Source organism: Nocardioides sp. ChNu-99 (genome assembly GCF_029493445.1).
GTDB lineage: Bacteria > Actinomycetota > Actinomycetes > Propionibacteriales > Nocardioidaceae > Nocardioides.
Genome location: NZ_JAHWBL010000010.1, coordinates 1 through 13701, shown reverse-complemented (window position 1 = coordinate 13701; position 13701 = coordinate 1). Strand labels below are relative to the sequence as shown.

Genomic DNA, 13701 nt, shown 5'->3' with positions numbered 1-13701 from the left:
TCGCTCACCGCAGCCGGCGCCACGTGCGGCTCTGCCCGCCCAGCGGGTCCCACCACCCGTGCCGGGTGACGACGGCGAAGGCCAGCGGCAGGCCGAGCTCGCCCGACGCCGCCCGGGTGGCGCGCAGCCACGACAGGTCGAGGTCCGCCACCTCCGGCGCGCCCGCCCCTCCCGGCCGGGTGACCCACACGAGGGGCGGCACGGTCGCGCCCAGGGCCTCGACCATCACGGTCAGCACGTCGGCCCGCAGCGCCTGGTCGTCGTACGGCGTGGCCTCCACGCTGTGCGTCGTGCCGCCCGGCCGCCCCGCGTGCACCCGCGGCGCGAAGCGGGTGCGACGCCCCTCGGCCAGGAGGGCCCGGACGGCGGCGCGCAGCTCGTCGTACGACGTGCCGGCCGGCGGGCCGTCGCCGACCGGGTGCGCGGGGCAGGGGACCGGGATCGTCACGACCGCCAGCCTGGCCCGTGGCACCGTCCGGGGCGAGCGGCTCTCCACAGAGCGCGCCGGGCGGACGCATCGGCTAGCGTGCCCGGGAGGGCCCGCCGTGACCGGTGCGGCCGGAGCGGCTGGGGCAGCGAGGGGGAGAGCGTGACGACGATCGTCGTGGGATACGTGACCAAGCCGGAGGGTGAGGCGGCCCTGCACAAGGCGATCGAGGAGGCCCGGCTGCGCGAGGCCCGCGTCGTGCTGGTGAGTGCGACCCGCGGCGAGGACACCGTCGAGGGGCTCGAGCCGGCCCGCGAGCTGCTCGCCGCCGCCGGCCTGCCCCACGAGGTGCGCGTGACGACCGGCGCGTTCGACCCGGCCGAGGACCTGCTGGCGGTCGCCGACGAGCTCGACGCCGACCTCATCGTCATCGGGCTGCGGCGCCGCACCCCGGTCGGCAAGCTGCTGCTCGGCAGCAACGCGCAGCGGATCCTGCTCGACGCCCGCACCCCCGTGCTCGCCGTCAAGGTGCCCGCGGCCGGCTGAGCGCGCTGCCGGGCGCTGCGGGGCGCCTGCTGCGGCAGGATGGGCCCATGGCCATCCAGATCACCGGTGACGCGGCCGCCGACGCCGTTCTCGAGTCCGACCCCTTCGCGCTCCTCGTCGGCATGATGCTCGACCAGCAGTACCCGATGGAGCACGCGTTCCGCGGCCCCGCGAAGGTGCTCGACCGGTTCGGCACGTTGGACCCGGCGCGCATCGCCGCGGCCGACCCGGAGGAGTTCGCCGCCCTGTGCGCCACGCCGCCGGCCATCCACCGCTTCCCCGGCTCGATGGCCGCGCGGCTGCAGGAGCTGGCCCGCATCGTCGTCGACGAGCACGACGGGGACGCCGCCCGGCTGTGGACCGAGGCGACGAGCGGGAAGGACCTGCTGAAGCGGGTCATGGCCCTGCCGGGCTTCGGCAAGCAGAAGGCCCAGATCTTCGTGGCCCTGCTGGCCAAGCAGCGCAACGTGCGCCCCGACGGCTGGGAGCTGGCGGTCGGCGACTACGCCGAGCCCGGCTACCGCTCGGTCGCCGACGTCGTCGACGGCGCGTCGCTGCAGAAGGTGCGCGACTACAAGAAGATGAAGAAGGCCGCGGCGAAGAAGTAGGGCGCTGTGCCGGCCGGGCGACGCGCTTGGAGGGCGCTGCCAGTCTCTGCGCATGGCGGAGCAGACGACGGACGAGCGCATCGACGCGGCAGCCGCCGTCTTCGGTGTCGACGACATGACCGACTGGCAGCGGGAGGCGCTGCGCTCGGTGGTCGAGGGCACGGACACCGTGGTGCTCGCGCCGACCGGCTCGGGCAAGTCGCTGGTCTACCTGGCGGCCGGGCGCCTCGTCGACGGGTGGACGCTCGTCGTCTCACCGCTGCTCGCCCTCCAGCGCGACCAGGTCGCCCACCTCGAGGAGACCGACGTACGGGTCGAGCGGCTCGACTCGACGCTGGCCAAGGGGCGCCGCGCCGAGGTGCTCGCGGCGGTCGGCCGGGGCGAGGTCGACCTCGTGTTCCTGGCCCCCGAGCAGCTGGCCAACGCCGAGGTCGCCGAGGCGCTCGCCGCCTGCCCGCCCGGGCTCGTGGCCGTCGACGAGGCGCACTGCGTCTCGGAGTGGGGCCACGACTTCCGCCCCGACTATCTGCGTCTGGGGTCCCTGCTCGACCGGCTCGACCAGACGAGCGGTCGCGCGCGGCGCGTGGCGACGACCGCCACCGCGGCCGCCCCGGTGCTCGCGTCCCTCACCTCCCGCCTGGGTCTCGAGGACCCCGCAGTGGTCACCGCCGACCTGTCCCGCCCCAACCTGCGGCTCGCGGTGGAGCAGGTGCCCGACGGCGACCGGCTCGACGAGCGCGTGCTCGACCTGGCCGACCGCTCCGCCGACGACGCTGCGGGGACCGGGATGTCACTGGTCTACGTGCGTACCCGCAAGCACGCCGAGCAGCTGGCGGGCGATCTCGCCGCCCGCGGCCGCCGCAGCGCGGCGTACCACGCCGGCCTGCGTCGCGCGGACCGCGAGGAGGTGCACACCCGGTTCGACGCGGGCGACCTCGACGTGCTGGTGGCGACGTCGGCGTTCGGGATGGGCATCGACAAGCCCGACGTGCGTCTCGTCGTCCACGCCGGCGCACCGGCGTCGGTCGACGACTACTTCCAGGAGATCGGCCGCGCCGGGCGCGACGGCGACCCGGCCGACGTCGTGCTCGTGCACCGGCCGGAGGACCGTGCCCTCGGCCGCTTCTTCTCCGCCGGGGTGCCGCGCCGCGGCACCGTCCGCTCGGTGCTGGACGCCGCCCGGCGGCACGGCGACGGTGCCCCCGAGGAGCCGCGCGCGGTCGCCGAGGCGGCCGGTGTCGGTACGGCGGCCGCCACCCGCGTGCTCAACCTGGCCGAGCTCGCGGGCCCCGACGCGGACGTCGACGCCGTGCTGGAGGTCGCGCGCGAGCGTCGCCGTCTGGAGCAGTCGCGCGTGGAGATGATGCGGGAGTACGCCGAGACGGGTCGCTGCCGCGCCGCGTGGTTGCTGGGCTACTACGGCCAGTCCGCCGACGTCTGCGGGCTCTGCGACAACTGCCGCTCGGGCCGGGCCGAGGAGGCGCCCGAGGTCGACGACGAGCGCCGGGGCGAGCGCGTGGTGCACGCCGAGTTCGGCACCGGGGTGGTCGTCGCGGCCGACGAGCACCAGGTGACGGTGCTGTTCGAGGAGAACGGTTACAAGACCCTGGCGACCCGGCTGGTCGACGAGCAGGGCCTGCTCGAGCCGGCCTGAGCGCGGCGGCCGGATCTCGACGGCCGGATCCGGACGGCCGGTGGCTCTCGTGGTCGCGCGTTCACCTGCCGGTCGCGGAGGGCGGTCACCCTCGTCCGCATGCGTCGGCTGGGGGCGATCACGGTCGGCTGGGTGCTGCTGCTCCTCGGGGTCGCGCTGTTCCCCCTGCCGGGCCCGGGACTGCTCGTCGGCGTCATCGGCCTCGGCATCCTGGCGCGCCACCAGGACTGGGCGGCCCGTCGCGTCGACCGGCTGCGCGCGCAGGTCGAGCTCGCGGCCGCCCGCGGCGTGCGCACCCACCCCCAGGCATGGGCCTCGATCGTCGGTACGACGCTGCTCGCCGCCTCGGGCGTCCTCTGGATCTGGGCGCCGGACCAGCCGTCGTGGTGGGTGCTCCCCGGCTGGACCTGGCTGCCCGGCGGCCTGACCGCGGGCCTGAGCCAGGTGCTCTCCGGGCTCGTCAGCCTCGCCCTCGTCGTCCACAGCTACCGGCGCTACCACGGACGCCCCGACGAGCTCGCGCGCATGGAGGCGGCGGTCCGGGACGCGGGTCGTGCCTAGGGGCGGGTGCGACGCGGGCCCGCCTGGCACGATCGCAGGATGGACAGCCAGACCCGGACCTACCGCACCGGCGACCGCGAGGTCGTGCTCGACCTGACCGAGGACTGCCGGGAGTACGCCGCGGGGCGCGGCGACGGCCTGCTCCACGTGTTCGTGCCCCACGCGACGGCGGGCATCGCCATCCTGGAGACCGGCGCGGGCAGCGACGACGACCTGCTGGCCGCGCTCGGGGACCTGCTGCCCGCGGACGACCGGTGGCGCCACCGGCACGGCAGCCGGGGGCACGGGCGCTCCCACGTGATGCCGGCGCTCGTCCCGCCGTACGCCACCGTGCCGGTGCTGGGCGGCCGGCTCGCGCTCGGCACCTGGCAGAGCATCTGCCTCGTCGACCTCAACGTGGACAACACCGAGCGCGAGGTGCGGCTCAGCTTCCTGGGCGACGCCGCCGGAGCGTGACGCGGGACGAGACGCGGGGCGTCACGCGGGTCAGGTCGGCGACGGCTGGGGGCCCGTGGCATCATGGTGCACGCGGCTCTTGACAGTACCTGGCTCTGCCGCGCCCTGATGTAGTTGACGAGAGGTGTTCGTGGCTTCGATCGCACGCAAGAAGCTCCCCGCCGAGGTGCTCGCGCACCCCGCCCTGGCCGCTCTGGTGGAGCACGGCTCGGCGGCCGGCGTGGTCACCCCCGACCAGGTCCGGCAGGCGAGCGAGGACGCGGCCATCGAGCCCGTCCACCTCAAGGCCCTGCTCGTGCACCTGAGCACCCTCGGCATCACCGTCGACATCGCCGCGGGCGCCACCCGCGCCGTCGCGGCGTCGGCCACCCGTCGTACGACGACGGCCAGCGCCGGCACGGCGAAGAAGACCGCGGCCAAGAAGGCCCCCGCCAAGGCGGCGGCGAAGAAGGCCGCCCCGGCGAAGAAGGCGGCGGCGAAGGCCGCCCCCGACGCCCCGGACGCCCCCGAGGTGGACGGCGTGGACGTCGAGGACGTGGTCGACCTCGAGGGCATCGAGGTGGTCGAGGACGTGATCGAGGTCGAGGTCGAGGAGGCCGGCGGCGCGGAGACCCCCGCGGTCGAGGTCGGTCCCGACGGCAAGAAGATCCTGCCCGACATCCCGGACGAGGTGTTCGAGAAGGACGTCAAGGCCGACCCCACGATCAAGCAGGACGAGAAGGAGGCCTCCTTCGTCGTCTCGGCGGCCGACGATACGGACGAGCCCGAGCAGCAGGTCATGGTGGCCGGCGCGACGGCCGACCCGGTCAAGGACTACCTGAAGCAGATCGGCAAGGTTCCCCTCCTCAACGCGGAGATGGAGGTCGAGCTCGCCAAGCGCATCGAGGCCGGCCTCTTCGCCGACGAGAAGCTCGCCAAGGGCGGCAAGATCACGCCCAAGGTGCTCGAGGAGCTCGAGTGGATCGCCGACGACGGGCGCCGCGCGAAGAACCACCTGCTCGAGGCCAACCTGCGGCTCGTCGTCTCGCTCGCGAAGCGGTACACGGGTCGCGGCATGCTCTTCCTGGACCTGATCCAGGAGGGCAATCTCGGCCTCATCCGTGCGGTCGAGAAGTTCGACTACACCAAGGGCTACAAGTTCTCGACCTACGCGACGTGGTGGATCCGTCAGGCCATCACCCGCGCGATGGCCGACCAGGCCCGCACCATCCGCATCCCGGTGCACATGGTCGAGGTCATCAACAAGCTGGCCCGCGTCCAGCGCCAGATGCTCCAGGACCTGGGCCGCGAGCCCACCCCGGAGGAGCTGGCCAAGGAGCTGGACATGACGCCCGAGAAGGTCGTCGAGGTCCAGAAGTACGGCCGCGAGCCCATCTCGCTGCACACGCCGCTGGGCGAGGACGGCGACTCGGAGTTCGGTGACCTCATCGAGGACTCCGAGGCGATCGTGCCCGCCGACGCCGTGTCGTTCACGCTGCTCCAGGAGCAGCTGCACGCGGTCCTCGACACGCTGTCGGAGCGCGAGGCCGGCGTCGTCTCGATGCGCTTCGGCCTGACCGACGGCCAGCCCAAGACCCTCGACGAGATCGGCAAGGTGTACGGCGTGACGCGCGAGCGCATCCGCCAGATCGAGTCGAAGACGATGAGTAAGCTGCGCCACCCGTCGCGCTCGCAGGTGCTGCGCGACTACCTGGACTGAGCGCCCGCGTCACCACGACGGCCCGTCACCGAGATCCTCGGTGGCGGGCCGTCGTCGTACCGGCTGCGGGAGCCGGCTGTCGTGCCGGGCGCGCGGTCAGCCCGTGCAGTCCGCGAGCGCGGCGGCGTACTCGGGGCTGGCGGGGTCGGGCTCGTCGAGCCCGGCGGGGGTCGGGGTGGCGGTCTCGCCCGCGAAGCCGAAGCCGGACGGTCCGGTGAGCAGCTGGCGGCCGTCCGCGCACTCGGTGGTCTCGGCGACCTCGAGGCTCCCGTCCTCGGCGAGGCAGCCCGCGTAGTCGGCGGGGATGCTGCCGCCGGCGACCCACACCTCGGTGCAGGCCGGCGCGTCGGCGGGGGCGCCGGACGCGTCGGAGCTCGCCCCCGAGTCCGCGCTGCCGGAGGAGGTGGAGCTCGCCGACGGCGAGCCGCTCTCGGTCATGCCGGTGCCCACGCTCGAGCTGGCCTCGGGCGCGACGTTGTCGGGGGACTCCTCGTCGCTCGCCGAGCAGGCGGCGAGGGCGGGGAGCAGGAGCAGGGCGGGTACGGCGAGCAGGTGGCGGCGCATGTGCCCCCGGTACCCCGGTGGCCGGCCTCAGAGCTGGAGGACGGCCACGAACCACACGAGGGAGGCGACGACCGCCGCGGTGGCCTCGATGGCGATGCTCATCGCGACCGCCTTGAGCGCCGCGACGGTCGACGGCCGGGCGGCGACGGACCCGACGCGCTGCACCTCCGCGGCGTACACGCCCGCCACGAACCCGACGAACAGGCCGACGAAGGGGATCACGAAGAACCCGACGACACCGGCGAGGCCTCCCAGCAGGAGCGTGCGGCCGGGCACGCCGGCGGCCTTGAGGCGCTGCCCGGGGAGCGCGTACTGCACGACGGTGCCCACGACGAGGATGGTGGCGATGGCGGCGAACCACCCCCAGGCGGCGCCGCCGGTGAGCGCGGCCCAGCCGAGGAAGGTCGCCCCGATGAGCAGGGTGCCGGGGAGCACCGGCACGACGATGCCGACGATGCCGACGGCCACGAGCAGCGCCACGAGGGCGTCGGTCCAGGTCACGGCCGTCATCCTCGCAGGTCGCGGAGGGACGGGACGCACGACGGCCCCGGACCTGGTGGTCCGGGGCCGTCGTGGTCGGTCGTCGGGGGGCGCGGTGCGCGCCCTGGGCGTTACTCGGCGGATCCCGCGCCGGGCGTGCCCTGGAGTCGGTGGGTCTCGTCCTGGACGTTGCTCGCGACGGATCGGAGGGCGTCCCCGTGCTGACGCGCGTGGTGCGCGCAGAACAGGAGCTCGCCGCCGCTGGCCAGCTCGACACGCAGGTAGGCCTGGGCGCCGCAGCGGTCGCAGCGGTCCGTCGCGGTCAGTGCCGCGGAGTTGGGGGCAACTGCAGTGGTCACATCGGCCTCATTTCTCTTCATCGGTGCCACCTCCAACCTAGCCCCGGGGGAAAACATTCCCCTGGGGCTGTGGCCGGGGTGACACCTGGATCCCATCACGACCCGCTCTACCCGCCGACGGTGCGCCCCACTCCTGAGACGGGGGAGGTGCTCCGCGGACGTGCACACGGTGGTGCCGTGCTGGCTGTCGCCCCCTCGCCGTCGAGGGGGCGACGCCATCCTCCCGCCTGGGCGGGTCGCCGGGGGGCATTTCGTCGTACGTCGCCCGCGGGCGTGTCCGGCGCGGGCCGCTCCCTCGACGCGGGGCGGCACCGGGTCCCCGGGACCGTCGGCGCCCGCCGGTAGATTGCGGCTCGCGCGACGTCGTACGACGCCGCCGGCAGCACGCAGAGGGAGCACCGTCATCGACGCCACGTACAACGCAGCCAACCTCCTCGTCCTCGAGGGCCTGGAGGCGGTCCGCAAGCGCCCGGGCATGTACATCGGGTCCACCGACACCCGGGGCCTCATGCACTGCGTGTGGGAGATCATCGACAACGGCGTGGACGAGGCGCTGGGCGGGCACGCGAGCCGCATCGAGGTGACGCTGCACGCCGACGACTCCGTCGAGGTCCACGACGACGGGCGGGGCATCCCGGTCGACGTCGAGCCGCGCACGGGGCTGCCGGGCGTCGAGGTCGTGTTCACCAAGCTGCACGCGGGCGGCAAGTTCGGCGGCGGCTCCTACGCTGCGAGCGGCGGCCTGCACGGCGTCGGCGCCTCCGTGGTCAACGCCCTGTCCTCGCGGCTCGACGTCGACATCGACCGGCCGCCGGCCCGGCAGGGCATCTCGTTCCGCCGCGGCGTGCCGGGGGTGTACGACGGGGACGGCCCCGGCGCCGGCTTCGAGGTCCGCTCGGGCCTGACCCGCAAGGGTCCGCGGGTGACGGCGAAGGGAGCCACCGGCACCCGGGTGCGCTTCTGGCCCGACCGCCAGATCTTCACCTCGGACGCGGCCTTCGTGTGGGACGACCTCGTGACGCGGGCGCGGCAGACCGCGTTCATCGTCCCCGGGCTGCAGCTCGTCATCCGCGACCTGCGCGGCGAGGTGGCCCGCGAGGAGGAGTTCAAGTTCGACGGCGGCATCGCGGAGTACGTCGAGCACCTCGCCCACGACGAGGCGGTCACCGACATCCTGCGCCTGCAGGGCAGCGACACCTTCACCGAGACGGTGCCCGTCCTCGACGCGGCCGGCCACATGACGCCGCAGGACGTCGAGCGCGAGCTCGTCGTCGACGTGGCGGCGCGCTGGGGCCACGGCTACGAGACCGAGCTGCGCTCGTACGTGAACGTCATCGCCACCCCCAAGGGCGGCACCCACGTGAACGGCTTCGAGCAGGCCCTGACCCGCACGTTCAACGACGTGCTGCGCGCCACCAAGACGCTCAAGCAGGCCGACGCCGACGTGCTCAAGGACGACGTGCTCGAGGGCCTCACCGCCGTCGTCACCGTGAGCCTCGCCGAGCCGCAGTTCGAGGGCCAGACCAAGGAGATCCTGGGTACGCCGGCCGCCCGCACCGTCGTGCGCAAGGTCGTCGCCCGCGAGCTCAAGGAGTTCCTGACCAGCACGAAGAAGGTCGAGAAGGCCCAGGCCCGCCTCGTCATGGACAAGGTCGTGGGCGCGGCGAGGACCCGGCTCGCGGCCCGCCAGCACAAGGAGAACCAGCGCCGCAAGACCGCGCTGGAGTCCTCCGCCCTGCCCGCCAAGCTGGCCGACTGCCGCTCCACCGACGCCGAGCGCTCGGAGCTGTTCATCGTCGAGGGCGACTCCGCGCTGGGCACGGCCAAGCTCGCGCGCAACTCCGAGTTCCAGGCCCTCCTGCCGATCCGCGGCAAGATCCTGAACGTGCAGAAGGCCTCGATGGCCGACATGCTGAAGAACGCCGAGTGCGCCTCGATCATCCAGGTGGTCGGCGCGGGCTCGGGGCGCACCTTCGACCTCGACTCCGCCCGCTACGGCCGGATCATCTTCATGGCCGACGCCGACTCCGACGGCGCCCACATCCGCTGCCTGCTCGCGACGCTCTTCTTCCGCTACATGCCGGGGCTCATCGAGGCCGGACGGGTCTTCTCGGCCGTGCCGCCGCTGCACCGCATCGAGCTCTCCAACCCCCGCAAGGGCCAGGAGAAATACGTCTACACCTACTCCGACGCCGAGCTGCAGCGGAAGCTGGTCGAGCTGAAGCGGAAGAACATCCGCTGGCGCGACCCGGTGCAGCGCTACAAGGGCCTGGGGGAGATGGACGCCCAGCAGCTGGCCGAGACCACGATGGACCCCCGCCACCGCACCCTGCGCCGCATGACGATCGACGACGCCCAGGGCGCCGCCGACGTCTTCGAGCTGCTCATGGGCTCCGAGGTCGCGCCGCGCAAGGAGTTCATCGTGGCCGGCAGCTACAGCGTGGACCGCGACGCCATCGACGTCTGAGGCCCGGCGGGGGCCCGGCGGGGCCGGGCGGGCCGGGTACGGCGTGGCCCGGGCCACGCCGCCGTCGCCTCGGGCACGCCCGGCGGGTGTGCGAAGGTGGACGGGCTATGCGAGGAGATGACACGTCGCTGTTCGAGGACCTGTTGACCCACGACCACCCCGCCGGCGATCGCGCCGCGGCGGAGGCGGACGGGGCCGCGACCGCTCCGGTGGCGCCGGCCGGCCGGCGCCAGTGGCTGGTGCTCGTGGGCGCGGTCGTGCTGCTGCTGGGCTCCCTGGCCGGCGGGGTGGCGGCCGTGCGCGCCGCCGTCGGCGGGGAGGACCCCGGCACCCCGGTCGCCTGGCGCGACGCGGTGGTGGACGGCAGCTCCGTCACCGTGACCTGGGACGCCAGCCCGTGCGCCGACGAGGGCGTCACGTCCGTCGAGGAGAGCGCCGACGAGGTCGTGCTCGTCGTGCGCGAGGTGCCCCGTCCCGCGTTGTGCTCGTCGCCCGGACAGGTGCGGCAGACGACGGTCGAGCTCGACGAGCCGGTCGGCGACCGGACCCTCGTCGACGGCTCGACCGCCGCCCGCTGAGGTCAGGCCACCGGCTCCAGCAGGCCGGAGTCCACGTCGTACACGAACCCGCCGATCTTGACGGACTCCGGCACGAGCGGGTGCGAGCGCACCTTGTGCACGTCGGCGGCCAGCGTCGCGCGCTGGTCGCGCACCACGTTGAACGTCTGCCAGGTGGAGTCGACGCCGGCCGAGGCGGTGACCCGCTCGTGCAGCTCCTCCTCGGTGCTCGACGCCACCGCGCAGCGGGTGTGGGGCACCACGAGGATGCGGTCCACGTTGAGCAGGTGCACGCCCAGCACGAGGGCCTCGAGGGCCTGGGGGGTCACCCGGCCGCCCGGGTTGCGGAAGATCTTGGCGTCACCCGGCTTCAGCCCGACCATCCCGAGGGGGTCGATGCGGCTGTCCATGCAGGTGACGATGGCGACGCCCGCGCGGGCGATGCCGTCGAAGCCACCGAACTCGAACGTCTCGGAGAACGTGCGGTTCGCTTCCAGGAGGTCGTCGAAGTCGCTCACGGACGGCAAGGTAGCGGACGGGACCGGCGGCGCGCCGCACGGGTCCGACCCCCGGGAGGGCTCAGCCCACCAGCAGGCCGGGCCGCTGGGCGCCGCGGGTGTCGGCACCGCGGAACAGGGCGAGCGCCAGCAGCGCCGCGATCGCGGCGCACACGGCTGCCCCCGCGAAGACCACCTGCTCCTGGGTGAGGGCGGCGTCGCGCAGGAGGTCCTTGTACGCGTCGCAGGTGCCGACGCGACCGCAGACCTCGTCGATGGCCGGCAGTGCGTCCCGCTCGGCGTAGAAGGCGCGCAGGCCGAGGGTCGTGAGCGCCGAGATGCCGACGAGCATGCCGACCATCCGAGCGACGACCACCATGGCGGAGGCCAGGCCGTGCACCGTGTCGTCGGTCGACGCGAGCACGACGGCGTTGACGGGGGCCAGCGCGAGGCCGAAGCCCAGACCGGTCAGCAGGAGGGGCACGTTGGCGCCCCAGCCCTCCAGCGCCGAGGCGTCCCACCGGGCCATCACGACGAAGCCCACCGCGGCGGCCGCCATCCCGGCGCCGGCCACCACGCCCGCCGGCACGTGCCGCAGCAGCAGGCCTCCCAGCACGGCGCCGACCGGGAGGGCGGCGAGCAGCCGCACCAGCACCAGCGAGGCGAGCAGCTGGGAGTCGGGGTAGACCGTCGTGCGGGCGAAGATCGGCAGCGCGACCACGGCCGCGATGAGGGCGGCGCCGACGAAGAGGCTCACCAGCAGCCCGCCCCAGGCGCCCCGGGCGGCCAGCGCCCCGCGCGGGACGAGGGGCCGGGCCGACCGGCGCAGGTGCACCACGAGCCACCCGAGGGCGATGGCGGAGCCGAGCAGGTACCAGTGGCCCTGGTCGGAGAACACCTGGATCTCGGGGTCACCCGTGCCGAAGGCCAGGATCACGCCGCCGAGCGCGACGGCGAGCAGCAGCGCTCCCGGGAGGTCGGCCGCGACGAGCGCCCGCCCCCAGCGCCGCAGGTCGAGCAGCGGCGCCGGGGCGAGCAGCGACCACGCGAGCAGGGCGACGAGGCCCAGCACCGCGAGCAGACCGACGGGAGCGAGCCAGCGGCTCTCCCCGACGTACGGCGCGAACAGCTCGCCCCACACGACGTGGCGCACCAGCCCGGAGGGCTGCAGCGCGGTGAGGGCCCCGGCCACCGCGACGAGCAGCGCGAGCATGACGGAGACGGCGTCGAGGTGGCGTCGTGGCGGGGCCGGGCCGGCGGCGACCGGAGCCGCGTCGCCGGCAGCGGTGCGCGCGTCCGCCATGGCCGAGCGGCGGGCCAGCCGTTGGGTGGCCAGCAGCAGGACGACACCGGCGGCGAGGTTGAGGGCGAAGATCCCACGCCACGTGGCGACGGCGAGCACCGCGGCGCCCAGCACCGGGCCGAGGACGCTGCCCAGCTCCTGCACCGCGGACACGAGGCCCAGGGGCAGCCCGCGGCGGTGCACCGGGTAGAGGTCGGCGACCAGGGCCATCGTCGCCGGCACGAGCCCGCCGCCGCCGACGCCCTGCAGGAAGCGCCCGGCGACCATGCCGGGCAGGTCGTAGGCGAGCGCCGTGACGCCGGAGCCGACCGCGAAGACGGCCAGGGAGAGGACGAGCACGGGCACCCGGCCCTCGAGGTCGGCGACGCGCCCGATGAGGGGCAGCATCGCGACGTACCCCAGCAGGAAGCCCGAGATGATCGGCGCCGCCCGCTGCAGGTCGATCGCCTCGATGCCGGCCGCGGCGCTCATCTCGGGCAGCGCCAGCACCACCACGTAGGTGTCGGCGGCGGCGATCGCGACCGCGACCGCCGCCACGACCAGCAGGGCCCGGTCAGCCGCCCGCAGCGTCACGGCGCGGTGATCTCGATCGTCTCGCCGTAGTTGCTGAACCCGATCTCGTAGGTCAGCGAGACGTCGGTGTAGAACTCGCCGGTGAGGTCGGCCCGACACAGGAAGCCGCCCTCGTCGACGAGGTACACCGCGTCGAAGTCGCCGTCGGCGCCCGGGATGATGTTGCGCACGGTCTCGGCGGGGACGGTGCCGGTGTAGCGGGTGGCCGTGGCCTCGCCGCAGCGCTCCTCGCCGTCCTCGACCGGGTCCTGCGTGGCGGTGAGGATGCCGGAGACGCCGGCGTCCGGGTCGAGCAGCGTGCCGGGGTCCGGCGCGTTGTAGTCCTCGGGCTCGACCTCGCGCCAGCCGGGCCCGAGCAGCGCCGCTCGGGCGTACGTCGTGCCCTCCGTCGCCACGATGTCCACGTCGACCGGCAGGCTGAACGCCCGCAGCGCGAACGCGCCGGAGAACCCGTCGGGACGCACGGCCGTGCCCTGGGCGCTGACCAGGGCCGTCGAGACGTCGTCGGTGAGACCCTGCGAGGTCAGCGCGATCTCCACGCCCTCGGTCTCGTCGAGCTTCTCCTTCGCCTCCTTCAGCACGTCCTCCGGCGTCGTGTCGGGACGGGAGAAGTCCAGGCCGTCGTCGTCGTCACCGAAGAGGAGCGCCGGCACGAGCGTGGCCACCAGCAGGACCACCACGATGATGCCGCCGATGATCCATCCGCGCCGGCTCGGGCGCGGCCGCTCGCCACCGTCGCCGGCGGGGGAGGTCGAGGGGGAGTCCATGCGACTCAGCCTTCCACATCGGGTCGCGTCGGGAGCGGGTCCGCGCCGAGCCCGACCTGGGTGACGAGGACCGGGGCGCCGCAGCCCGCGACGGGCTGCGCGACCGCGACGCCGGAGCCGTCGCGGCGCCCGGTGGCGGGCGGGAGGTCCACGGGCGCGCCCGAGGCGGCGGCGGCCCGGGCC

At 74.3% G+C, this 13701-nt stretch carries 15 protein-coding genes; 8 read left to right on the top strand and 7 right to left on the bottom strand.

Features of this window, described 5'->3' with window-relative positions; translation table 11 throughout:
* Nucleotides 1-4: 4 nt before the first annotated feature.
* The gene (locus KK617_RS05430; protein ID WP_277498590.1) at nt 5-448 is read right to left on the bottom strand and encodes a hypothetical protein; all 444 of its coding nucleotides are present in this window, start codon (nt 446-448) and stop codon (nt 5-7) included.
* 141 nt (nt 449-589) lie between these two features.
* Between KK617_RS05430 and KK617_RS05425 the strand changes: the two genes are divergently transcribed.
* From KK617_RS05425 to KK617_RS05400, 6 genes are all read left to right on the top strand, one after another.
* On the top strand, nt 590-973 hold the full coding sequence (locus KK617_RS05425; protein ID WP_277498589.1) for a universal stress protein: 384 nt from the start codon (nt 590-592) through the stop codon (nt 971-973).
* A gap of 47 nt (nt 974-1020) precedes the next feature.
* Nucleotides 1021-1581 (top strand): HhH-GPD-type base excision DNA repair protein, encoded by a 561-nt coding sequence (locus KK617_RS05420; RefSeq protein WP_277498588.1) that lies wholly within the window; start codon nt 1021-1023, stop codon nt 1579-1581.
* Nucleotides 1582-1633: 52 nt separating this feature from the next.
* Nucleotides 1634-3235 carry a RecQ family ATP-dependent DNA helicase gene (locus tag KK617_RS05415; RefSeq protein WP_277498587.1) on the top strand — a complete coding sequence of 534 codons (1602 nt, stop codon included), beginning with the start codon at nt 1634-1636 and terminating at the stop codon, nt 3233-3235.
* Between the two features lie 99 nt (nt 3236-3334).
* Nucleotides 3335-3796: a PGPGW domain-containing protein gene (locus KK617_RS05410; RefSeq protein WP_277498586.1), complete on the top strand. Its 462-nt coding sequence runs from the start codon at nt 3335-3337 to the stop codon at nt 3794-3796.
* Nucleotides 3797-3835: 39 nt separating this feature from the next.
* Nucleotides 3836-4252 carry a YjbQ family protein gene (locus tag KK617_RS05405; protein WP_277498585.1) on the top strand — a complete coding sequence of 139 codons (417 nt, stop codon included), beginning with the start codon at nt 3836-3838 and terminating at the stop codon, nt 4250-4252.
* 316 nt (nt 4253-4568) lie between these two features.
* Nucleotides 4569-5951, top strand: a complete 1383-nt coding sequence (locus tag KK617_RS05400) for an RNA polymerase sigma factor (protein WP_277498652.1) — start codon at nt 4569-4571, stop codon at nt 5949-5951.
* Between the two features lie 96 nt (nt 5952-6047).
* Here the strand turns inward: KK617_RS05400 and KK617_RS05395 are convergent, their stop codons facing one another.
* From KK617_RS05395 to KK617_RS05385, 3 genes are all read right to left on the bottom strand, one after another.
* On the bottom strand, nt 6048-6515 hold the full coding sequence (locus KK617_RS05395; RefSeq protein ID WP_277498583.1) for a hypothetical protein: 468 nt from the start codon (nt 6513-6515) through the stop codon (nt 6048-6050).
* A gap of 27 nt (nt 6516-6542) precedes the next feature.
* Nucleotides 6543-7016 carry a DUF456 domain-containing protein gene (locus KK617_RS05390; protein WP_277498582.1) on the bottom strand — a complete coding sequence of 158 codons (474 nt, stop codon included), beginning with the start codon at nt 7014-7016 and terminating at the stop codon, nt 6543-6545.
* A gap of 110 nt (nt 7017-7126) precedes the next feature.
* The gene (locus KK617_RS05385) at nt 7127-7375 is read right to left on the bottom strand and encodes a hypothetical protein (RefSeq protein WP_277498581.1); all 249 of its coding nucleotides are present in this window, start codon (nt 7373-7375) and stop codon (nt 7127-7129) included.
* Nucleotides 7376-7700: 325 nt separating this feature from the next.
* On the opposite strand from KK617_RS05385, the gene KK617_RS05380 reads away from it, so the two are divergent.
* Both KK617_RS05380 and KK617_RS05375 read left to right on the top strand, forming a co-directional pair.
* Nucleotides 7701-9821 (top strand): DNA topoisomerase IV subunit B, encoded by a 2121-nt coding sequence (locus KK617_RS05380; RefSeq protein ID WP_277498580.1) that lies wholly within the window; start codon nt 7701-7703, stop codon nt 9819-9821.
* 107 nt (nt 9822-9928) lie between these two features.
* A complete protein-coding gene (locus KK617_RS05375; protein ID WP_277498579.1) occupies nt 9929-10399 on the top strand; it encodes a hypothetical protein in 471 nt (156 codons plus the stop codon).
* Between the two features lie 2 nt (nt 10400-10401).
* Here the strand turns inward: KK617_RS05375 and KK617_RS05370 are convergent, their stop codons facing one another.
* From KK617_RS05370 to KK617_RS05360, 3 genes are all read right to left on the bottom strand, one after another.
* Nucleotides 10402-10896: a carbonic anhydrase gene (locus KK617_RS05370; RefSeq protein ID WP_277498578.1), complete on the bottom strand. Its 495-nt coding sequence runs from the start codon at nt 10894-10896 to the stop codon at nt 10402-10404.
* A 61-nt stretch (nt 10897-10957) separates the two neighbouring features.
* Nucleotides 10958-12751 carry an MFS transporter gene (locus KK617_RS05365; protein WP_277498577.1) on the bottom strand — a complete coding sequence of 598 codons (1794 nt, stop codon included), beginning with the start codon at nt 12749-12751 and terminating at the stop codon, nt 10958-10960.
* Nucleotides 12748-13518 carry an LppX_LprAFG lipoprotein gene (locus KK617_RS05360; RefSeq protein ID WP_277498576.1) on the bottom strand — a complete coding sequence of 257 codons (771 nt, stop codon included), beginning with the start codon at nt 13516-13518 and terminating at the stop codon, nt 12748-12750. Before KK617_RS05360 ends, KK617_RS05365 begins: the two co-directional genes overlap by 4 nt.
* Nucleotides 13519-13701 lie beyond the last annotated feature (183 nt).